Source organism: Caballeronia sp. dw_276 (assembly GCF_018449635.1).
GTDB lineage: Bacteria > Pseudomonadota > Gammaproteobacteria > Burkholderiales > Burkholderiaceae > Caballeronia.
Genome location: NZ_JAAVUV010000014.1, coordinates 36,390 through 56,580 on the forward strand (window position 1 = coordinate 36,390; position 20,191 = coordinate 56,580).

Genomic DNA, 20,191 nt, shown 5'->3' on the forward strand with positions numbered 1-20,191 from the left:
GAATGTAAGCCAATAAAATATGAACGGAAAGTTTTCCGTCAGGAAAGCGCGATGAACGCGCGAGGCGCTGCAGCAAGGCCCGCGCTATGGTAGCTTCGGCGTCTGGCTCAATGCCTTAAAACCTGAACACAACCATGGGGAAGCGCGCGATGGAGTACCGGAAACTCGGTGGAACGGATGTCAACGTCAGCCTGATCGGACTGGGCACGATGACCTGGGGCGAACAGAACACGGAAGCCGAAGCGCACGCGCAAATCGATGCCGCGCTCAGCGCCGGCATCAACCTGATCGACGCCGCCGAAATGTATCCGGTGCCGCCGCGCCCCGAAACGCAAGGGCGCACGGAAGAGTACATCGGCACCTGGCTGCATGCGCATCCGGCCGAACGCGAGAAGATCGTGCTGGCCACGAAAATCGCCGGTCCGGCGCGTCAGCCGCACAACCCGCGTCATATTCGCGGTGAGAGCAATCAGTTCGACCGAAAGAACCTGACGGAAGCCATCCATTCCAGCCTCGCCCGGCTGCAGACGGATTACATCGATTTGTATCAGCTGCACTGGCCGGACCGCAGCACGATGACGTTCGGACGCGCGAACTATCCTTGGATCGAAGACGAATACACGGTGCCTATCGAGGAGACGTTGAGCGTGCTTGGCGAGTTCGTGAAGGCGGGCAAGATCCGGCACGTGGGGGTATCGAACGAGACGCCTTGGGGTGTCTCGCAGTTCCTCAACGCTGCCGATAAACTCAAGCTGCCGCGCATTGTCAGCATCCAGAATCCGTATAGCCTCGTGAACCGCACATTCGAAGCAGGGCTCTCCGAATTCACGCACAAGGAAGGAGTCGGCCTGCTCGCGTATTCGCCGATGGCCTTTGGCTGGCTGTCCGGCAAGTACGAAGGCGGCGCGCGCCCGGATGGCGCGCGCATCACGCTGTTCGAGCGTTTTCAGCGCTACAGCAAGCCGCATGCAGTGAAGGCGGTCAGCGCCTATGTGGAACTTGCCCGGCGTCACGGCCTGAGCCCGGCGCAGCTTTCGCTGGCGTTCGTCAACAGCCGGCCGTTCACGACCAGCACGCTGATCGGTGCGACTTCGCTTGCGCAATTGCAGGAAAATATCGGCAGTGTGGATGTCAAATTGTCCGATGAGATCCTCGCGGAAATCGATGCCATTCACGAGCGTCAGCCCAATCCCGCGCCTTGATCGGTTCACCGAAAAGTGTCACGTGCGGCCGTTACGCTGGATGGTAGCGGCTGTTCAGCAACTACGAAAAATTACTGTTTGGGTTCGTTTTTGCATGGTTTCAAGCGTAGAGTTGTTGTCTCAATCCGTGTCGTAATCGTCTGTCATAAGCCGCGCCGAGCCTTTGGCGGCGCGCGCTTCGCTGTTCTTTGGTGACGCGCCAGTTCTCATGGCACTACACTTGCTCGAAGGACCCGGTTGCCCGCTGTGGCGCCTCTCGTGCCTCAGCGCGCCCCACGCAAAAGGAGTCGTCGCTCATGCCGCAAACCCCCTCGAATTCGTCCGATCTCGACACCCTCGCCATCAACACCATCCGCACGCTGTCCATGGACGCGGTGCAAAAAGCCAATTCGGGACACCCCGGAACGCCCATGGCCCTCGCGCCGGTCGGGTTTCATCTATGGCAAAACCATCTGCGATATGACCCGGCTGAACCGCTGTGGCCCAATCGCGACCGTTTTGTGTTGTCGGTCGGTCATGCCTCCATGCTGCTTTATTCGCTGCTGCATCTGACCGGCGTAAAGGCCGTCGACCATGCCGGCAATCCGACGGGCGCTCCAGCGGTATCGCTGGATGACATCAAGCATTTCCGGCAACTTGACAGCAAGACGCCGGGCCATCCGGAATACCGGATGACAACGGGCGTCGAAACCACCACCGGTCCGCTCGGGCAGGGTCTCGGTAATAGCGTGGGGATGGCGATGGCCGCGCGCTGGTACGAGGCGCATTTCAACAAGCCGGACGCAAAGATTTTCGACTATCACGTGTACACGCTTTGTGGCGATGGCGACATGATGGAAGGCATCTCGCACGAAGCGGCATCGATGGCCGGACACCTGAAGTTGTCCAACCTGATCTGGATCTACGACAGCAACCGCGTGACTATCGAAGGGCATACGGATCTGGCGTATAGCGACGACGTGGAAACACGTTTCAAGGGATACCACTGGAATACGCTCCATGTGGACGACGCCAACGACGCCGGCGCGCTCGAAGCCGCGTTGAACCAGGCGAAGGCCAGCACCGACAAGCCGACGCTGATCGTGGTGAAGAGCATCATCGGCTGGGGCGCGCCGCATAAACAGGACACGTCGGCGGCGCATGGCGAGCCGCTCGGCGTGGATGAAATCAAGCTCGCGAAGAAGTTCTATGGCTGGCCGGAAGACGCGAGCTTCCTGGTGCCGGACGGCGTGTACGCGCACTTCAATGAAGGCTTCGGTGCACGCGGGAAAGCAGCGCGCGAAGCTTGGCAGAAGAGCTTCGATGAATACTCGAAGAAATATCCCGAACTGGCGAAGGAGTTTGCGCAGATCGAAGAGCACGAGTTGCCGGAAGGCTGGGACGCGGACATTCCGGTTTTCGATGCCGACGCCAAAGGGGTTGCTTCGCGCGAATCGTCAGGCAAGGTCTTGAATGCGATCGCGAAACGTATTCCGTGGATGATCGGCGGCTCGGCAGACTTGTCGCCATCGACGAAAACCGATCTGAAATTCGAGGGCGCGGGAAGCTTCGAGTACGACAACTACGCCGGCCGGAACCTGCATTTCGGCATTCGCGAACACGTGATGGGCGCGATCTGCAACGGACTTGCTTTGTCGAACCTGCGTCCTTACGGCTCGACTTTCCTGATTTTCAGCGACTACATGAAGCCGCCGATCCGTCTCTCGGCGATCATGGAAGTACCCGTGGTTTATGTGTTCACGCACGATTCCATTGGTGTGGGCGAGGATGGTCCGACGCACCAGCCGATCGAACAACTTGCCTCATTGCGCGGCGTACCAGGCTTGAGCACGTTCCGTCCGGGCGATGCCAACGAGGTCGGCGAAGCGTGGCGCTTCGCGTTGAAGCAACCGCAGACGCCGGCTTGTATCGTGGTGTCGCGTCAGCCGATGCCAACCTTCGACCGCTCGAAATATGCGTCGGCGAAGGGCGTGCACAAGGGCGCCTACATTCTCGCCGATGCCGACAACGGCAAGAAGCCCGAAGTCATCCTGATGGGCACGGGTACGGAAGTTGGCGTGTGTGTCGAAACATACGAGAAGCTCAAGGCCGAAGGTATTTCCGCGCGCGTGGTGTCCATGCCGTCGTGGGATGTGTTCGAGAAGCAGGACATGGCGTACAAGGAGTCGGTGTTGCCGCCGGACGTGCACGCGCGTGTGTGCGTGGAGCAAGCAGGGTCGCTCGGCTGGGATCGATATGTCGGGCGTCTCGGTTCGGAGATCGTGATGCATACGTTCGGGGCATCAGCGCCGCTCGCCGACTTGAAGAAGAAGTTTGGCTTTACACCGGACCATGTCTACGAAGAAGCCAAGAAGCAAATCGAACGCGTCAAAACCAGCCATAAGGAGTAAGCGGCCATGCAGATAGGAATCGTTGGACTGGGCAGGATGGGCGCGAACATCGCGCGTCGTCTCATGCGAGGCAATCAGACCTGCGTGGTCTACGACCATAACCCGGACGCAACGCAGGCCGTGGTCGCCGACGGCGCGACGGGCTCGAGCAATCTGGGCGATCTCGTACAGAAACTCGCCGCGCCGCGCACGGTCTGGCTGATGCTGCCGGCCGGCAAGATCACCGAAGATTCCATGAACGACCTGTACGAGATTCTGGAAGCGGGTGACACGATCATCGACGGCGGCAACAGCTTTTATAAAGACGACATCATTCACGCGGCGAAGCTCAAGCAAAAGGGCATTCATTTCGTCGATGTGGGTACGTCGGGTGGCGTCTGGGGACTGGAACGCGGCTATTGCATGATGATTGGCGGCGAGAAAGACGTGGTGCAGCGCCTTGATCCGATCTTCTCCGTGCTCGCACCGGGACGCGGCGACATTCCCGAAACGCCCAACCGCGAAGGCCGCGATGCGCGCGTTGAGAACGGCTACATGTATGTCGGCCCGGTTGGCTCGGGGCACTTCGTGAAGATGGTGCACAACGGCATCGAGTACGGTCTGATGCAGGCGTATGCCGAAGGCTTCGACATCCTGAAGCACAAGTCGTCGACGGATCTGCCGGAAGCGCAGCGCTACGACCTCGATCTCGCCGATGTGGCCGAAGTCTGGCGGCGTGGCAGCGTGGTGTCGTCGTGGCTGCTGGATTTGACGGCGGGCGCGCTGGCAGGGAACGTCACGCTCGATAAGTATTCGAGCGAAGTCGCCGATAGTGGCGAAGGGCGCTGGACCATCGAGGCGGCGATCGAGGAAGCAGTGCCGGCGCAGGTCTTGTCGGCGGCGCTTTACACGCGCTTCCGTTCTCGCGATGGCAACTCGTTCGCCGACCGGATGTTATCGGCAATGCGATTCGGCTTCGGCGGTCACAAGGAGTTCACGCCGGGTTTGAAGTGACCTTAACGTAGAAGTTGAAAAGCCGCTCATGCGTAAGCCGAGCGGCTTTTTTTGGTCATCGCATCATGCGTCGCCGGAACAGAAACGCGCAGATGAAAAACGGGATGATTGCATAAGCCACGAGCACTGCAATATGCAGGATGAGTTGCTCGGGCGGCCGATCCAGCATCGCAGGGCGGATCAACGCAACCGCGTGCGACAGCGGCAGCAACAACGACACGTGCTGAGCAAGCGCCGGCAACTGCGTCAACGGAAAAAACACGCCGGAAAGCAGCAACATGGGCGTGAGCGCGAGCGTCTGGTAAAACATGAAAAAGTCATAGCTCGGCGCGAGCGCGGTCACGATCATCGCCGTGCTTGAAAACGCCAGGCCGGTCAGGACGATTACCGGCAATGCGTAGAGCATCGAGGGGAAACTCGCGTAACCCAGCACGCCCGCGACCAGCATGATCGCAACACCCGAAAGCACCGATTTGCTCGCGGCCCAGACAACTTCGGCCAGCACAATATCGCCGAGCGTCAAAGGCGTATGCATGATCGCCTCCCACGTGCGCTGGACGTGCATGCGGGAGAAGCCGGAATACATGGCTTCGAAACTCGCCGACATCATTACGCTCGACGCCACCGTGCCCGCCGCCAGGAACGCGATGTACGACACGCCGTCCACGTGTCCGACCATCAGTCCAAGTCCGAGGCCGAGTCCGAACAGATAGATCATGGGGTCGGCGAGATTGCCGAACATCGAGGCGATCGCGAGCTTTCTCCACACAAGATAGTTGCGCCGCCAGACCGAAATCCAGTTTGTCGCGTTCGCCGGCATGGACGACAGGAACGGCTCGTGGTCGGGCTTCTGCACTGGCTTTTGTACAGTGCGCGAGGGAACGTTCGCGGCGTTGGTTTGCGGTTTGCTCGACATCGACTAGTCCACCATCTCGCGCCCGGTCAGGCGCAAAAACACGTCTTCAAGATTCGCCGGCCTGTGCAGATAGCGCACGCCCGGACGGCCCTTTACCCGCTGATGCACGGGCGCGGGGTCATCGACATAACAAAACAGCGTTTCGCCGCTGATTTCCATCCGGCCCACGAAAGGCGTGAGTTCATCGCGCAATGCTTGCGGATCGGGGCCGTAGATCTCGATTACGTCGCAGCCGATCACGCGTTCGATCAGCTCGTCCGGCTTGCCTTCCGCGACCTTGCGCCCTTCCTCGATCACACATAGCCGGTCGCAAAGCCTTTCGGCCTCTTCCATGAAGTGCGTAGTGAGAAGAATGGTCTTGCCGCGCGAAAGCAGCGAGCGCAACCGCTCCCAGATAAGGTGACGCGCTTGAGGATCTAGACCGGTGGTGGGTTCGTCCATGACGAGGACATCGGGGTCGTTCACGAGCGCACGCGCGAGCGTCAGCCGCCGCTTCATCCCGCCCGACAACTCGCCGACCCGCGCGTTCGCCTTGCTTTCCAGGCGCGCAAATTCCAGCAGTGACGGAACGACGTCCTCGATTTCGCCCCCGCTCATGCCGAAATACCGGCCGAAGATCAGCAAGTTTTCTCGCACGGTGAAATCGGGGTCGAGATTGTCGAATTGCGGAACAACGCCCACGCGCCGCCGCGCGTAGCGCGCTCGGGACGGGATGGGTTCATCGACCAGGCGAATCGTGCCGGCATCCGGCGCAGCAAGCCCGAGCAGCATCTTGAGCGTGGTTGTCTTGCCCGCGCCGTTGGGCCCGAGCAGGCCGAAGCACTCGCCGGGCTGCACATGAAACGACAGTCCGTCGACTACGGTCTTGTCGCCATAGTGCTTCCGGACATCGATAAATTCGATGGCCGGACTTACCAGCGTGTCCTGGGATAAAACTGCTGCGTCTGCCATGCGTTAGAACTCGGCGTCGGGTCAGGAAACAAGCTGACTAGTTTAATCGATTGCACCAGCGCGGCGCGTCGTTGGACGCGACGTGCACTGCGTGTGCGCATGCGGGCTATTTGGCGGTCCCTAAACGGCTTGCCAGAAATAGTGGTGATCGTCTGTATCGCATGCCCATCAAGGGATTGCGGGTGCTGGCACGCTGCGCGCTTCGGGATTTTCCAACGAAGCACATGCATTAGCGTTTTCCATCGTTGCAAGCGGTTTGGCGACGCACCATGATGACGGCAACGCGACCGGGGTTTTGCCACTTACTTTGCACGGGGCACGACCCGCAACACGTTGACGATTGTTTTTTCGATGCCCTTTGCTGCCACGAGCAGCGCGGAGAACCACCATGGCAAGCTACCGAAAAATTCTGCTGTGCTACGACGGCTCCCGCGAAGGTCGAAAGGCGCTACGCGACGGCGCCAACCTCGCGCTCGAGCTGAAAGCTGAAACGCACTTGCTGGCTGTCGTCGATATGCGCTCCAGCATTGCGCAAAGCGCGGGCCTTCTCACCGATATGGCTTGCGGGCGCTTCGAAGACGCGGCCCGCGACATCCTGCGCGAAGGCGTGGAGTGGCTGACCGAGCGTGGAGTACACGCCGAGGGTCATTTTGCGTTTGGCCATCCTATCGATGAAATTGCCGGACTTGCGCAAAGCCTGCAGGTCGATCTTGTGGTTGTGGGACATCGTTGCCGCACAGGCCTCGCCCGGTGGTGGATGGGCGCTGGCAACACGCCGCTGATGGACCGCGTGTCGTGCAGTATTTTAGTGGCGGTTTCGCCGACTGGATCTACTGCCGAACAGGAAGATGCAGCACATGCCGCAGTGCCTGTGAAGGCCGAAGTCAACGTGTGAAACGACACGGCCGGGTTTGTCGGTTCAAGTCCCGCTCAACTCGATACCCACGAGCTTCCACGAGAATAGGCCATAGCGCCTGAGGACGGCTGAATAGCGCGCGTCTCCAGCGCCGTGCTGGTAATTCACCGCGAACGTGTCGAAGCTTCTATAGCCTGCCGTGGTTGCAGGCGGTTGTTTTGGCGCGGGCTGAGCCGGCGCGCTGGCAACGGGCGGTGGCGTTTGCGGAGAGCCTGGCGCTGTTCCAGCGTTTGCGGAATCCGCCGAAGGCGGGGCTGGCGGTTTTTCACCAGGATCGCCTCGCGGTGGCATGCCGTTCAGGATTGCTGCTACGCCATCTGGCGTGGCGTACGAATCCACGAGTGGCCCGATCAGCGCGGCGCCGATCATTGCGCCTAGCAGCGCTAGCGGATTGCCGCTTTTTTGTACATCGATCTTGCGCGTGAGCAGTTGCCCGACCTGTTCCTTCAGGCTCTCCCGCAGCAGCGGAAAATCGACATAGGTGTTGACTGTTTCGGCGTCACGTGCATCGGCGGCGCGTTTCATCCTGTCGAGCGCGATATAAGGTGATGCATAAAGCAGCCCGAGCACGGCGATGAGCGCAATCACGATCACTGCGGCGAAAACCGCTTTGCTGGTACGAGACATTCGCGATGGAGCCTTTGTGCAATTGAGGTGGGTTACTGCAAATAATCCCATTAACAATCTCAATTGACCGTGCCGCCGCAAAATCTATCCCTCAAACTCACCAGCAACGGGAATCACCCGCACGTCACGCGAGCAGACCGCCCTCGACACCCGCACGTTCTTCGTCGATACAACGGTCGATCATGCGCGACACCGCATCAATATTCCCAACCATAATTACGCGCGACTCACTGCGATAAACCCGCACCGGTGCACGACGCTCGGCTTGCGCGTGCACCGACGAATTTAGTGACACCCGTGCGAACGCCGGTTGCCGTGATGGCAGGACGGGCGGTTCATCGAACATGTCTGGCGTGTTCGTGTCCTTGCGCGTCTTGCAAGAAATCAATGCACGCAAATGGCGGAAGCGACCAAATTCGCGAAATTGCCGGAACGAAAGCGGCGAGCGCGCTACGGGCGCAAAGGAAGCGGACGCAGCCGATAAAAACGAGGCAGAAAACAGACGGGCAAATCGTTCCATGATGTTTCTCCGTGGACAATAGGGCGCGCGCCGGCTCATCGCGGATGCAATGTCCGTCACGCTTTATAAGGCCGGAAATTCAACCGCAGTGCGGCCGGAAGCGAGAGCACCCGCCGCCGCAATGCGGATCAGAAAACAGCATTCAAGACGCAAGAACCGGAACGCGGCCAACAAGTCGGCGGCGCCCGAAACACATCACAACTCGCCGGATCGAATCAGTCCGACAGCAATACCTTCCAGTGCGAATTCATCGCTGCCCGACGCCACGAAAATGTTTTCGTAATCCGGATTCTCAGCAATCAACTCGACCCCATCCGGGCGACGCTTCCAGCGCTTGACCGTCACGTCGTCGCCAAGCCGCGCGACAACGATCTGACCGTCTTTGGCCTCGTTCTTCTTTTGCACCGCAAGCAGGTCACCGTCGAAGATGCCTGCGTCGCGCATGGACAGCCCGCGAACCTTCAGCAGATAGTCGGGTTTGCTGGAGAACAGCGCCGGATCACAGGCGAAATGCTGCGAGATATGTTCTTGCGCGAGGATCGGACTACCCGCGGCCACGCGCCCGACCAGCGGCAAGGACAATTGCATGATGCTCGCATGCGGCAGCGTGAATTGATGAGGGCCGTCATCAGGACCTGGCAGGTTTAACAGCCGAATGCCGCGTGACGAGCCCGCCGCCAGCTCGATCACCCCTTTACGCGCCAACGCACGAAGATGCTCCTCTGCTGAGTTGGCCGAACTGAAGCCGAGTTCTGCCGCGATCTCGGCGCGCGTGGGCGGAAAGCCGGTGCGCTCGATCGCGCGCTGGATCAGTTCGAACACCTCTTGTTGCCGCGCGGTCAGTTTGCTCATCTTGGTCACGTGTCTTAGCCTCTTGTCTAATCGATCATCCACTGTATGGATGAACAGATGCCTGTAGTTTTATACAGTATTCGGCGCTTTTCAAGCTTTACTTTAAGTTCGGCGTCTCCGGCGCCACACAAGAGCCCGAAACGCGACGCTCCAACACCCGTTTACCGGTCGCAACGCCGCTTCCAGCCTTCATTAGCACTTTTTGATCTAAAAGCATGAAGAACAATTATTTTTAATAATGAAAGCCCGTCGATAGACTCGGCCCATCCAACACCATAAGACGGAGAACGGGGAATGCTGAGTCGGAATACGGGATGGGGCGCGCGCGCGAGAAAACTGCTGGCAACGGCCGTGATTGGCGCTGCGTCCGGGGTAGGCATGATCGCGCAAGCGCACGCCGATACGTCGTTTCTCAATGTGTCGTACGACCCGACGCGTGAGCTGTATCAGGACTTCAATCAGGCTTTCGGCAAGAAATGGAAAGCCGAGACGGGCGAGACCGTTACGTTCAAGCAATCGCACGGCGGCTCGGGTGGTCAGGCGCGCTCCGTTCTCGACGGCTTGCAAGCCGACGTGGTGACTTTGGCGCTGGCTTACGACATCGATGCATTGTCGGCCAAGGGTCTCGTCGCGCAGGACTGGCAAAAGCGTTTGCCGGATAACGCGTCGCCGTACACATCGACGATCGTGTTTCTCGTTCGCAAGGGCAATCCGAAGCAGATCAAGGACTGGCCGGATCTGCTCAAGCCGGGTGTATCGATTGTGACGCCGAATCCCAAGACCTCGGGCGGCGCGCGCTGGAACTATCTCGCGGCGTGGGCGTATGCGGAACATCTGCCAGGCGGCAACGCAACGACCGCCAAGGATTTCGTGACGAAGCTATACAAGAACGCCGGCGTGCTGGATTCGGGCGCGCGTGGCGCCACGACGAGCTTTGTGCAGCGCGGCCAGGGCGACGTGCTGATTGCCTGGGAAAACGAGGCATTCCTGTCGTTGAAGGAATTCGGTTCGGACAAGTTCGAGATCGTGGTGCCGTCGGTGAGCATCCTGGCCGAGCCGCCGGTTTCGGTTGTCGACAAGGTCGTCGATCGTCATGGCACGCGCAAGCTTGCCGAGGCGTATCTCAAGTACTTATATAGCGAGGAAGGTCAGGAGATCGCGGCGCGCAACTTCTATCGCCCGCGTTCGACAGCCGTTCCGGCCGCACTCACCAAGCAGTTCCCGAAGATCAAGCTGTACACCATCGACGATTCGTTCGGCGGCTGGACGAAGGCGCAAAAGACCCATTTCGCCGATGGCGGCGTGTTCGATTCGATCTACCAGCCGCAGTAATAGCGGTGGCAGTGAAGGTATGAAATACAGCATCGCCTGCGTTCATCCGCTCGCGATGCTGTAGTCGTAAAAAGCCGCAAGAAACCAGAAACACCACCACGGCCGCACAGACGGTCAGAACCCCGAAGCGCCGTCCCCGCGACGCAACGGTACTGGATGATGGACGCATGACAACTTTCACTTTCCGCAAGCCCAGCGCGCTGCCGGGCTTCGGCCTGACACTTGGCGTCACGGTGGCGTATCTGAGCCTCGTGGTGCTGATCCCGCTCGCCGCGACTTTTGCCAAGACGGCCACGCTCGACTGGGCGACGTTCGTTCGTGCGGTCACGTCGCCGCGTGTGCTGGCGTCGTACCGGCTGACATTTTCCGCGGCGCTTGGCGGCGCGCTGATCAATGCCGTGTTCGGCTTTCTGGTCGCCTGGGTCCTCGTGCGATACACGTTCCCGTTCAAACGTATCGTGGACGCCGTGGTCGATTTGCCGTTTGCGTTGCCTACTTCCGTCGCGGGCATTGCGCTGGCCGCCGTGTATGCGCCCAATGGCTGGATCGGACAATTTCTTGCGCCGCTCGGGCTAAAAGTGGCGTTTACGCCGCTGGGCGTGCTGGTGGCGCTGACGTTCATCGGCTTGCCGTTCGTTGTGCGGACCGTGCAGCCGGTGCTCGAAGACTTCGAGCGCGAACAGGAAGAGGCGGCCGCGTGCCTTGGCGCGACCCGCTGGCTGACTTTCCGCCGCGTGGTCCTGCCGTCGCTTTTCCCCGCGCTTCTGACTGGCTTCGCGCTCGCCTTTGCGCGAGCGCTGGGTGAGTACGGATCGGTGATTTTTATCGCGGGCAACGTGCCGATGAAATCAGAGATCACCTCGCTCTTGATCATCACGAAGCTCGAACAATACGACTACGCGGGTGCCACGGCGATTGCCGTGGTCATGCTGTGCGTGTCGTTCCTGATGCTGCTTCTCATCAACACGCTGCAATGGTTTCTCCAGCGGCGCACGAGCCGCGGCGGCGCGGGTCCGGCGCCTGCGGTGGCGGGTTCGCTCCATGTCGATGGAGCCAAAGCATGAGCAGCGTCAACCAGAAAGCCGCGGATATTGCCGCGCTGCGCGCCATCGAACACAAGCTCGATCCGGTCACCGAACCGCGTGTCGTACGCTGGATCTTGACGACGATCGCGCTGGTTTTTCTGGCGCTGTTTCTCGTCGTGCCGCTTGCCGCCGTGTTTGCGCAGGCCTTCGCCAAAGGCGTGGCGTATTACTTCGATTCGTTGAAGGACCCGGACGCGTGGTCCGCGATCAAGCTCACGCTGATCACCGCAGCCATAGCCGTGCCGCTGAACGTGGTGTTCGGCCTGTCTGCATCGTGGGCGATCGCCAAGTTCGAGTTTCGCGGCAAGGCGTTTCTCACCACGCTGATCGACTTGCCGTTTTCGGTCTCGCCGGTCGTCTCGGGCCTCATCTACGTGCTGATGTTCGGCGCGCAGGGCTGGTTCGGGCCCTGGCTCATCGACCATAACGTGCAGATTATCTTTGCCGTGCCGGGCATCGTGCTCGCAACGATCTTCGTCACGTTCCCGTTCGTTGCGCGGGAGCTGATCCCGCTGATGCAGGCGCAAGGCAACGACGAGGAAGAGGCGGCGCACGTACTCGGCGCATCGGGCTGGCAGATTTTCCGGCGCGTGACGCTGCCCAACGTGAAGTGGGGTTTGCTGTACGGCGTGATTCTCTGTAACGCCCGCGCGATGGGCGAGTTCGGCGCCGTGTCCGTGGTCTCGGGCCACATTCGCGGCCAGACCGACACCATGCCGCTGCACGTAGAGATCCTCTACAACGAATATAACTTCTCGGCGGCGTTCGCCGTGGCCTCGCTGCTGGCGCTGCTTGCGCTCGTCACGCTCGGCCTGAAACTGATCGCCGAAAACCGCATGGCGAAGTCGATAGAAGCCGCGCAAGCCCAGCCCGCCGATGTCCCGGCCGCGGCTTCACTCCAGAACTAGAAGGCGAGGATCACCATGAGCATCATCGTTCGCAATTTGCAGAAGCGCTTTGGCGATTTCGTCGCGCTGGATAACGTCTCCCTCGACTTCCCGGCGGGTGAACTGGTTGCGTTGCTTGGACCTTCCGGTTGTGGCAAGACCACGCTATTGCGCGTGATCGCGGGACTCGAATACGCCGATGCAGGCTCGGTCGTGCTGAACGGCGAGGACGTCGCGGCGGTCGGCGCGCGCGAGCGTCAGGTCGGCTTCGTGTTCCAGCATTACGCGCTGTTCCGCCATATGACCGTGTTTGAAAACGTCGCGTTTGGCCTGCGCGTGAAGCCGCGCAAGGAACGGCCGTCCGAAGCGGTGATCCGCGAGAAAGTGCATGAGTTGCTGAAACTTGTGCAGCTCGACTGGCTGGCGCAACGGTTTCCATCGGAATTGTCGGGTGGACAGCGGCAGCGGATCGCGTTGGCGCGTGCTCTCGCCGTCGAACCGAAAGTGCTGTTGCTCGACGAACCGTTCGGCGCGCTCGATGCCAAGGTTCGCAAGGAGCTGCGCAGCTGGCTGCGCCGTTTGCACGACGACCTGCATATCTCGACCATTTTCGTCACGCACGACCAAGAAGAAGCGCTCGAAGTCGCCGACCGGATCGTGGTGCTCAACCGTGGACATGTGGAGCAGGTCGGCAGTCCGCAAGATGTCTACGATCACCCGCAAACGTCGTTCGTGTACGAGTTTCTGGGGGCGGCCAATCGTCTGAAAGGCACCGTCGATGCACAAGGTTTCGTGGCGCAAGGCGCCGCTCAACCGATCGCCACTGAAGCGAATTTCGCCGGTCCCGCCGTCGCCTACGTGCGGCCGCACGACCTCACGCTGTTCCCGACGGCGTCGGGTCATCGCGATGGCATCGTGGTCGACGTCCGCCGTGTCGTGACACTCGGCGGTTCCGTGCGCGTGGACCTGGAAGGCACGGAAGGCAACGTGCTCGAAGCCGAGCTGGATCGCGAGACGTGGCGTGGTTTGAACCTGAACATAGGCGATGGCGTGACCGCCGTCCCGCGCGTGCTGCGCGTGTTCCCGGCACATTAAGACTACCCAAGAAGAGAGGCTGACATGAACTTCCAGCAACTGCGTTTCGTCCGCGAGGCCGTGCGCCAGAACATGAACCTGACCGAAGTCGCGAACGTGCTGTACACGTCGCAGTCGGGTGTATCGAAGCAGATCAAGGATCTCGAGGATGAACTCGGCGTCGATATCTTCATCCGTCGCGGCAAGCGTCTGACGGGCCTGACCGAGCCGGGCAAGGAAGTGCATCAGGTAATCGAGCGCATGTTGCTCGATGCCGAAAACCTGCGCCGCGTCGCACGCCAGTTTGCCGATCAGGACAACGGCCATCTGGTGGTTGCGACCACGCACACGCAGGCGCGCTATGCGTTGCCGAAAGTCATTCGCCAGTTCACCGAGGTGTTCCCGAAGGTCCATCTCGCGCTGCGCCAGGGCAGCCCGCAGCAGATCGCGCAGATGATCATCAACGGCGAAGCGGATATCGGTATTTCGACGGAAGCGCTCGACCGGTATCCAGATATCGTCACGTTCCCGTGCTATTCGTGGCATCACACGGTGGTCGTGCCGAAGGGGCATCCGCTGGTCGGCCGCGAAAACCTCACGCTCGATGAAATCGCCGAATATCCAATCGTCACGTACGACAACGACTTCACTGGCCGTTCGCACGTCGACCAGGCGTTCGCCAAAGTGGGCGCAATGCCGGACGTGGTGCTGACCGCCATCGACGCCGACGTGATCAAGACGTACGTGGAACTGGGCATGGGAATCGGCATCGTGGCTGCGATGGCCTTTGACGAGAAACGCGATACCGAACTCGTCGCGCTCGACACGCAGCATCTGTTCGAAGCAAGCACCACGCGCGTCGGTTTGCGCAAAGGCGCGTTCCTTCGGGCGTACGCATACAAGCTGATCGAGATGTTCGCACCGCAACTCGACGAAGCGCAGATCGCGGCGCAGTTGCGCGAGGCTGCTTAAAACTCGCTCCGGGCACGCTCCGCTACAATTGCGGCCATGAACTCTCTACACACTTCATTGCCGCAGATCGCCGTCCTTGCTACCGGTGGAACCATCGCGGGCGAGGCGGGCGATGCCGCGAAAACGTCGGGTTACAAGGCTGGTGTTGTCGGCGTCGAAAAATTGCTCGACGCCGTGCCGTCCTTGTCGCAAATCGCGCGGATTCACGCGGAGCAGGTGGCGAGCATCGACAGCAAGGACATGACGCCGGCGCTCTGGGCGACGTTGTGCACACGCGTGAATGCGTTGCTCGGGCAGGACGATATCGACGGCGTCGTCATCACTCACGGCACGGATACGCTCGAAGAAACCGCGTATTTGCTGCATCTGACGGTCAAGAGCGACAAGCCGGTCGTGCTTACGGCGGCCATGCGGCCATCGACTGCGCTATCCGCCGACGGTCCGCTCAACCTGCTCAACGCAGTCACAGTGGCGGCACACAAGGGATCATGGAAGCAGGGCGTGCTGGTGGCGTTCAACAACCAGATCCATAGCGGACGCGACATTACAAAAACCAGCACCTACGCCGTCGATGCCTTCCGGTCTCCAGAAGGCGGCGCGCTCGGCTGGGTGCAGGACGGTCAGGTCGAATATCAGCGCGCGGTCGTCAGGCCGCATACATTAAATACGCCGTTCCGGATCGCGGCTGAGTTGCCTGTGGTCGAGATCGTGGCGAGTTACGCAGGGGCATCGCGCGTGGCGATCGATGCTTTGGTCGCGGCCGGTGCACAAGGGCTTGTGATTGCCGGCACGGGAAACGGCTCGATCCATTCGACGATGCAACAGGCCGTTGCCGATGCCGCAAAGCAGGGCGTGGCAGTCGTGCGTTCGTCGCGGGTCGGTTCGGGACACGTGATGCGCAACGGCGCCGCGCCGGACGACGCTCTAGGTTCAATCACGGCGGGAAGCCTGAACCCGTACAAGGCCCGCGTGTTGTTGATGCTTGCACTCGCCGCGGGTATCGCGCCAAAAGACCTGCAAAGCGTTTTCGATAACTACTGACAACAAAAAAACGCGAACCTCGGTTCGCGTTTTTCGTCAACTCATCAACTGTTTCAGGCCAGCGGCGGAATGCGCAAAACCTGGCCCGGGTAAATCTTGTCGGCGCTCTTGAGCATCGGCTTATTGGCTTCGAAGATCACGTCGTGTTTCGCGCCATTGCCGTAATACTTGTCCGCGATTTTCCAGAGATTGTCGCCTGCGGCCACCGTATGGAACTGCGAGACCGGCGTGGGATTCAGCACGGTCAGGTGATCGTCAACCTTGTCCACGTGCTGTACGTTGCCTGCCGCGACCAGGATCTTTTCCTTGGTCGCCTGATCGGCGGCCTGGCCGCTGACCGTGACGGTGTGCGAAGCGCCATCGTAGGCGACTTGCAGGTTGTCCGCGGTGAGTCCCTGATTGCGGATATACGCCGCAATGGCGTCGCCCGCCGTCTTGTTCAACGCCGCGACGTCCGGCGCTGCCGGTGCGGCCGAAGCGGTTGTCGATACCGCGCCGAACAACTTCTCGCCCGCTTCCTTGATGAAACTGAACATGCCCATGTTCCAACTCCTGTATTAAACCATTGAGACGGCCCGATAAAGCCGAGCCTCTTAGTCGCTTAAGGTCAGGCCAAGTTCGCGGCGTTCAATGGAGGAGTTGTAATACTGTGTCGATGAGCACTTCTTGAAACGAAAAAAAGATCCGGCAGGCGGACACCCGGCAATGACGTCTGACCGACCAAGGCTTCCACGTCACTGCCGGGCGCCGCTAGACGGACCCAACGTTATTGCACTTCTTGCAACCCACCGGAGATCAGCCGGTTTTCAGCAATTCACTTTCCTTCGGTAACCTGATGATTCGACATCAGTTCCAGCGCCCGAACCATGCCCGAGTGATCCCATTCGCGTCCGCCATTGGCCACGCAGACGCTGAACAATTGTTGCGCGCTTGCCGTGTGCGGCAATGCGAGCCCGAGCTTCTTGGCGCTTTCCAATGCCAGGTTCAAGTCTTTCTGATGCAGCTCGATCCGAAAGCCCGGGTTGAACGTGCGCTTGGTCATGCGCTCGCCGTGCACTTCCAGAATCCGCGACGCCGCGAAGCCGCCCATCAACGCTTTGCGCACGCGCTCGGGATCGGCGCCTGACTTCGATGCAAACAGCAGCGCTTCACCGACAGCCTCGATGTTCAGCGCCACGATGATCTGATTGGCGACCTTGCACGTTTGTCCCGCACCGTTATCGCCGATGAGCGTGATGTTCTTGCCCATCACATCGAACAAAGGTTTTGCGCGTTCGAACGCGGTTTCGGGGCCGCCGACCATGATCGTGAGCGTCGCTTCACGCGCGCCGACTTCGCCGCCGGAGACGGGTGCATCGAGGTAATCGCAGCCCAGTGCGTTGATCTTTTTGGCGAACGCCTGCGTTTCGAGCGGGGAGATCGAGCTCATGTCGATCACGAGCTGGCCTTTCTCGAGGCCCTTCGCTACACCGTCGTCGGCGAAGAGGACGTTCGCCACATCGGGCGTGTCCGGAACCATCAACACGATGATCTCGCTGCCGCGCGCGACTTCGGTCGAATTGCCGACCACCGTGCCGAGCGAACGCAGATCGTCGGGCACCGGATATGCGCCGTTCAGGACGAGCGTGTGGCCCGCTTTCTTCAGGTTGCGCGCCATGTGGGCGCCCATGATGCCAAGTCCGATAAAACCGATTGTTGCCATTACGTGTGTCTCCTCCAATTATCGGGTCGCGGCTTTATGCAACCGCGCGAAGTTCGTTCAACCATCCGAGGCCCGCTTCGGTCGTCGTACGCGGTTTGTATTCGCAACCGATCCAGCCTTCGTAGCCGACCGAATCCAGCAGGGCGAACAGGAACGGATAGTTGATCTCGCCCGTGCCCGGTTCGTTGCGACCAGGGTTGTCGGCGAGTTGAACATGCGCAATCGAAGGCAGGTTGCGCTTGATCGTCGCCGCCAGTTCGCCTTCCATGCGCTGCATGTGATAGATGTCGTACTGCAGGAACAGGTTGTCCGAACCGACATCGCGAATCACGTCGAGTCCTTCTTGCGATTTATTCAACGCGAAGCCGGGGATATCGAAGTGGTTGCAAGGCTCGACCAAGAGCCTGATACCTTCTTTCTTCAACGCATCGGCCGCGAACTTCAGGTTTTCGACGATCGTCGCGCGCGCTTCTTCACGACTCACCGAAGCCGGCGGAATTCCGACCAGACAATTGAGCTGCGGCACGTTCAACGCTTTGGCGTATTCGATCGCCTTCGTCACGCCTTCGCGAAACTCTTCCTTCCGGTCCGGCAAACACGCAATGCCGCGCTCGCCGCCTTCCCAGTTTCCGGCGGGCAAGTTATGCAACACGATCTGCAGATTGTTGTCGTCCAGCCGCTGACGCAAATCCGCGATGGAATACGGGTAAGGAAACAGGAACTCCACCGCTTCGAAGCCCGCTTCCGCTGCCGCGGCAAAGCGATCGAGGAAGGGCACTTCGTTGAAAAGCATCGTCAGGTTTGCGGCAAAATTAGGCATGGGTTCTACTCTCTCAGGCTTTGTTTCAGGCGTTCGATGTCGACGCAATCGCTGTCGGCGCGTCCTCTTCGTTTTCGGCGAGCGGCTCGAACTCGTTGATGTTGTCGATCTCCGTGCCCATCGCGATGTTCGTCACGCGCTCCAGGATCACTTCCACGATGATCGGCACCCCGAACTCCGCCAGCATGCCTTCCGCTTTGCGAAGGGCCGGCGCCAGATCTTCCGGTTTGAAGACGCGCATTGCCTTGCAGCCCAGACCTTCGGCGACCGCGACGTGATCCACGCCATAACCGTTCAGATCAGGCGCGTTGATGTTCTCGAACGCGAGCTGCACGCAGTAGTCCATATCGAAACCACGTTGTGCCTGGCGAATAAGGCCGAGGTACGAGTTGTTCACGACTACGTGGATATAAGGCAGGCGGAATTGCGCGCCAACGGCAAGCTCTTCGATCATGAACTGGAAGTCGTAGTCGCCGGAGAGCGCGACGATCGACCGTTGCGGGTCCGCAGCGCGCACGCCGAGCGCTGCCGGAATCGTCCAGCCGAGCGGGCCGGCCTGACCGCAGTTGATCCAGTTGCGCGCCTTGTACACGTGCAGGAATTGCGCGCCGGCGATCTGCGACAAGCCGATCGTCGAGATGTAGCACGTGTCGCGGCCAAACACCTTGTTCATCTCTTCGTAGACGCGTTGCGGCTTCATCGGCACGTTGTCGAAGTGCGTCTTGCGATGCATCGTGCGCTTGCGTTCCTGGCACTCGCCAACCCACGTGCCGAGATCCTTCAGCTTGCCCGCGGCCTTCCATTCACGCGCCACTTCAACGAAGAGTTCGAGCGCGAATTTGGCATCGGATACGATTCCGAGATCCGGTCCGAAGACGCGGCCAATCTGCGTCGGTTCAATATCCACGTGCACGAACGTGCGGCCCTTCGTATAAACCTCGACGCTGCCGGTATGCCGGTTCGCCCAGCGATTGCCGATACCCAGCACGAAGTCCGATGCCAACATGTTGGCGTTGCCGTACCGGTGGGCCGTTTGCAAACCGCACATGCCGGCCATCAGCGGATGGTCGTCGGCAATCGCGCCCCAGCTCATCAGCGTCGGGATCACTGGCACGTTCACGAGCTCGGCGAACTCGACCAGCAGATCTTCAGCAGCCGCATTCAATACGCCGCCGCCGGACACGATCAACGGGCGCTCTGAACTCGTCAGCATCGTCAGCGCCTTTTCGACCTGGGCGCGCGTGGCTTTCGGCTTGTAAACGGGCAGGGGTTCGTACGTATCGATATCGAATTCAATTTCGGCGAGCTGCACATCGATAGGCAAGTCCACCAGCACCGGACCCGGACGGCCCGAGCGCATCAGGTGGAACGCCTGCTGGAACACGCGCGGCACGAGCGCCGGTTCGCGCACCGTGACTGCCCACTTGGTCACCGGCTTCGCGATCGATTCGATATCGACGGCCTGGAAGTCTTCTTTATAGAGACGCGAGCGCGGCGCCTGACCCGTGATGGCGAGAATCGGAATCGAATCGGCCTGAGCGGAATACAGACCGGTGATCATGTCCGTTCCGGCCGGTCCCGACGTGCCGATACACACGCCAATGTTTCCCGGCGACGCCCGCGTATAACCTTCAGCCATGTGCGACGCGCCTTCCACGTGCCGCGCCAGCACGTGGCCGATACTGCCGGCCCGCTGCAGCGCGGAGTAGAACGGATTGATTGCAGCGCCCGGAACGCCGAACGCCATCTCGATGCCTTCTTTTTCCAGCACCAGAACGGCTGCGTCTACAGCTCGCATTTTTGTCATGACTGTCTCCATCCACTTTGTGTTTCGCTGCGTCCCGCCATTGCAGAACGTCGTTTAACGGACTTTATGCGTGTGCCGGAGTGTTGATAAGATCAGCCAGAGTC

General features: G+C 60.2%; 19 protein-coding genes. 10 read left to right on the top strand and 9 right to left on the bottom strand.

The features are described from left to right. Positions 1 to 149: 149 nt before the first annotated feature. The 3 genes from HB633_RS25355 to gnd all read left to right on the top strand — a co-directional run bounded on the left by HB633_RS25355 (position 150) and on the right by gnd (position 4,585). Positions 150 to 1,202, top strand: a complete 1,053-nt coding sequence (locus tag HB633_RS25355) for an NADP(H)-dependent aldo-keto reductase (protein WP_213781047.1) — start codon at positions 150 to 152, stop codon at positions 1,200 to 1,202. Between the two features lie 296 nt (positions 1,203 to 1,498). Then, positions 1,499 to 3,592: a transketolase gene (tkt, locus tag HB633_RS25360; protein WP_213780860.1), complete on the top strand. Its 2,094-nt coding sequence runs from the start codon at positions 1,499 to 1,501 to the stop codon at positions 3,590 to 3,592. 6 nt (positions 3,593 to 3,598) lie between these two features. Continuing rightward, on the top strand, positions 3,599 to 4,585 hold the full coding sequence (gene gnd, locus HB633_RS25365) for a phosphogluconate dehydrogenase (NAD(+)-dependent, decarboxylating) (protein ID WP_213780861.1): 987 nt from the start codon (positions 3,599 to 3,601) through the stop codon (positions 4,583 to 4,585). Positions 4,586 to 4,640: 55 nt separating this feature from the next. Here the strand turns inward: gnd and HB633_RS25370 are convergent, their stop codons facing one another. Continuing rightward, on the bottom strand, positions 4,641 to 5,441 hold the full coding sequence (locus HB633_RS25370; RefSeq protein ID WP_346730366.1) for an ABC transporter permease: 801 nt from the start codon (positions 5,439 to 5,441) through the stop codon (positions 4,641 to 4,643). Positions 5,442 to 5,504: 63 nt separating this feature from the next. Then, the gene (gene nodI / locus HB633_RS25375; protein ID WP_213780864.1) at positions 5,505 to 6,452 is read right to left on the bottom strand and encodes a nodulation factor ABC transporter ATP-binding protein NodI; all 948 of its coding nucleotides are present in this window, start codon (positions 6,450 to 6,452) and stop codon (positions 5,505 to 5,507) included. A 388-nt stretch (positions 6,453 to 6,840) separates the two neighbouring features. On the opposite strand from nodI, the gene HB633_RS25380 reads away from it, so the two are divergent. Further along, complete coding sequence (locus HB633_RS25380; RefSeq protein WP_213780865.1) at positions 6,841 to 7,347, top strand: universal stress protein; 507 nt, start codon at positions 6,841 to 6,843, stop codon at positions 7,345 to 7,347. Between the two features lie 24 nt (positions 7,348 to 7,371). Here the strand turns inward: HB633_RS25380 and HB633_RS25385 are convergent, their stop codons facing one another. The 3 genes from HB633_RS25385 to lexA form a co-directional block, all read right to left on the bottom strand. Next, entirely contained in the window at positions 7,372 to 7,995 is a 624-nt protein-coding gene (locus HB633_RS25385) for a DUF2939 domain-containing protein (RefSeq protein ID WP_213780866.1), read from the bottom strand. A gap of 124 nt (positions 7,996 to 8,119) precedes the next feature. Continuing rightward, complete coding sequence (locus tag HB633_RS25390) at positions 8,120 to 8,515, bottom strand: hypothetical protein (protein ID WP_255581157.1); 396 nt, start codon at positions 8,513 to 8,515, stop codon at positions 8,120 to 8,122. A gap of 195 nt (positions 8,516 to 8,710) precedes the next feature. Next, positions 8,711 to 9,367, bottom strand: a complete 657-nt coding sequence (lexA, locus tag HB633_RS25395; protein WP_213780867.1) for a transcriptional repressor LexA — start codon at positions 9,365 to 9,367, stop codon at positions 8,711 to 8,713. A gap of 294 nt (positions 9,368 to 9,661) precedes the next feature. Here lexA and HB633_RS25400 point away from each other — a divergent pair, with 294 nt between their 5' ends. The 6 genes from HB633_RS25400 to HB633_RS25425 all read left to right on the top strand — a co-directional run bounded on the left by HB633_RS25400 (position 9,662) and on the right by HB633_RS25425 (position 15,758). Next, complete coding sequence (locus tag HB633_RS25400) at positions 9,662 to 10,699, top strand: sulfate ABC transporter substrate-binding protein (RefSeq protein WP_213780869.1); 1,038 nt, start codon at positions 9,662 to 9,664, stop codon at positions 10,697 to 10,699. A 167-nt stretch (positions 10,700 to 10,866) separates the two neighbouring features. Next, positions 10,867 to 11,763: a sulfate ABC transporter permease subunit CysT gene (gene cysT, locus HB633_RS25405; RefSeq protein ID WP_213780870.1), complete on the top strand. Its 897-nt coding sequence runs from the start codon at positions 10,867 to 10,869 to the stop codon at positions 11,761 to 11,763. Further along, positions 11,760 to 12,692 carry a sulfate ABC transporter permease subunit CysW gene (gene cysW / locus HB633_RS25410; RefSeq protein WP_213780872.1) on the top strand — a complete coding sequence of 311 codons (933 nt, stop codon included), beginning with the start codon at positions 11,760 to 11,762 and terminating at the stop codon, positions 12,690 to 12,692. The genes cysT and cysW overlap by 4 nt, the downstream gene beginning before the upstream one ends. Positions 12,693 to 12,707: 15 nt before the next feature. After that, a complete protein-coding gene (locus tag HB633_RS25415) occupies positions 12,708 to 13,766 on the top strand; it encodes a sulfate ABC transporter ATP-binding protein (protein ID WP_213780873.1) in 1,059 nt (352 codons plus the stop codon). Positions 13,767 to 13,790: 24 nt separating this feature from the next. Further along, the gene (locus HB633_RS25420; protein WP_056353073.1) at positions 13,791 to 14,717 is read left to right on the top strand and encodes a CysB family HTH-type transcriptional regulator; all 927 of its coding nucleotides are present in this window, start codon (positions 13,791 to 13,793) and stop codon (positions 14,715 to 14,717) included. A 36-nt stretch (positions 14,718 to 14,753) separates the two neighbouring features. After that, positions 14,754 to 15,758, top strand: coding sequence for an asparaginase (locus tag HB633_RS25425; RefSeq protein WP_213780874.1), 1,005 nt, complete (start codon positions 14,754 to 14,756; stop codon positions 15,756 to 15,758). Positions 15,759 to 15,811: 53 nt separating this feature from the next. Here HB633_RS25425 and lysM read toward each other — a convergent pair whose 3' ends face one another. The 4 genes from lysM to gcl all read right to left on the bottom strand — a co-directional run bounded on the left by lysM (position 15,812) and on the right by gcl (position 20,087). Then, positions 15,812 to 16,300: a peptidoglycan-binding protein LysM gene (lysM, locus tag HB633_RS25430; protein ID WP_213780875.1), complete on the bottom strand. Its 489-nt coding sequence runs from the start codon at positions 16,298 to 16,300 to the stop codon at positions 15,812 to 15,814. Between the two features lie 272 nt (positions 16,301 to 16,572). After that, positions 16,573 to 17,460 carry a 2-hydroxy-3-oxopropionate reductase gene (gene glxR / locus HB633_RS25435; protein ID WP_213780876.1) on the bottom strand — a complete coding sequence of 296 codons (888 nt, stop codon included), beginning with the start codon at positions 17,458 to 17,460 and terminating at the stop codon, positions 16,573 to 16,575. A gap of 34 nt (positions 17,461 to 17,494) precedes the next feature. Further along, positions 17,495 to 18,280, bottom strand: a complete 786-nt coding sequence (gene hyi, locus HB633_RS25440; protein WP_213780877.1) for a hydroxypyruvate isomerase — start codon at positions 18,278 to 18,280, stop codon at positions 17,495 to 17,497. 25 nt (positions 18,281 to 18,305) lie between these two features. After that, positions 18,306 to 20,087 carry a glyoxylate carboligase gene (gene gcl / locus HB633_RS25445; protein ID WP_213780878.1) on the bottom strand — a complete coding sequence of 594 codons (1,782 nt, stop codon included), beginning with the start codon at positions 20,085 to 20,087 and terminating at the stop codon, positions 18,306 to 18,308. Positions 20,088 to 20,191: the final 104 nt, after the last annotated feature.

Bases quoted from the DNA above. Each gene is read 5' to 3' on its own strand.
- gcl (WP_213780878.1), bottom strand. From the start codon at position 20,087: ATGACAAAAATGCGAGCTGTAGACGCAGCCGTTCTGGTGCTGGAAAAA.
- HB633_RS25390 (WP_255581157.1), bottom strand. From the start codon at position 8,515: ATGGAACGATTTGCCCGTCTGTTTTCTGCCTCGTTTTTATCGGCTGCG.
- gnd (WP_213780861.1), top strand. From the start codon at position 3,599: ATGCAGATAGGAATCGTTGGACTGGGCAGGATGGGCGCGAACATCGCG.
- cysW (WP_213780872.1), top strand. From the start codon at position 11,760: ATGAGCAGCGTCAACCAGAAAGCCGCGGATATTGCCGCGCTGCGCGCC.
- HB633_RS25400 (WP_213780869.1), top strand. From the start codon at position 9,662: ATGCTGAGTCGGAATACGGGATGGGGCGCGCGCGCGAGAAAACTGCTG.
- tkt (WP_213780860.1), top strand. From the start codon at position 1,499: ATGCCGCAAACCCCCTCGAATTCGTCCGATCTCGACACCCTCGCCATC.
- HB633_RS25415 (WP_213780873.1), top strand. From the start codon at position 12,708: ATGAGCATCATCGTTCGCAATTTGCAGAAGCGCTTTGGCGATTTCGTC.
- lysM (WP_213780875.1), bottom strand. From the start codon at position 16,300: ATGGGCATGTTCAGTTTCATCAAGGAAGCGGGCGAGAAGTTGTTCGGC.
- HB633_RS25380 (WP_213780865.1), top strand. From the start codon at position 6,841: ATGGCAAGCTACCGAAAAATTCTGCTGTGCTACGACGGCTCCCGCGAA.
- cysT (WP_213780870.1), top strand. From the start codon at position 10,867: ATGACAACTTTCACTTTCCGCAAGCCCAGCGCGCTGCCGGGCTTCGGC.
- glxR (WP_213780876.1), bottom strand. From the start codon at position 17,460: ATGGCAACAATCGGTTTTATCGGACTTGGCATCATGGGCGCCCACATG.
- HB633_RS25420 (WP_056353073.1), top strand. From the start codon at position 13,791: ATGAACTTCCAGCAACTGCGTTTCGTCCGCGAGGCCGTGCGCCAGAAC.
- HB633_RS25355 (WP_213781047.1), top strand. From the start codon at position 150: ATGGAGTACCGGAAACTCGGTGGAACGGATGTCAACGTCAGCCTGATC.
- HB633_RS25425 (WP_213780874.1), top strand. From the start codon at position 14,754: ATGAACTCTCTACACACTTCATTGCCGCAGATCGCCGTCCTTGCTACC.
- hyi (WP_213780877.1), bottom strand. From the start codon at position 18,280: ATGCCTAATTTTGCCGCAAACCTGACGATGCTTTTCAACGAAGTGCCC.
- lexA (WP_213780867.1), bottom strand. From the start codon at position 9,367: ATGAGCAAACTGACCGCGCGGCAACAAGAGGTGTTCGAACTGATCCAG.
- nodI (WP_213780864.1), bottom strand. From the start codon at position 6,452: ATGGCAGACGCAGCAGTTTTATCCCAGGACACGCTGGTAAGTCCGGCC.
- HB633_RS25385 (WP_213780866.1), bottom strand. From the start codon at position 7,995: ATGTCTCGTACCAGCAAAGCGGTTTTCGCCGCAGTGATCGTGATTGCG.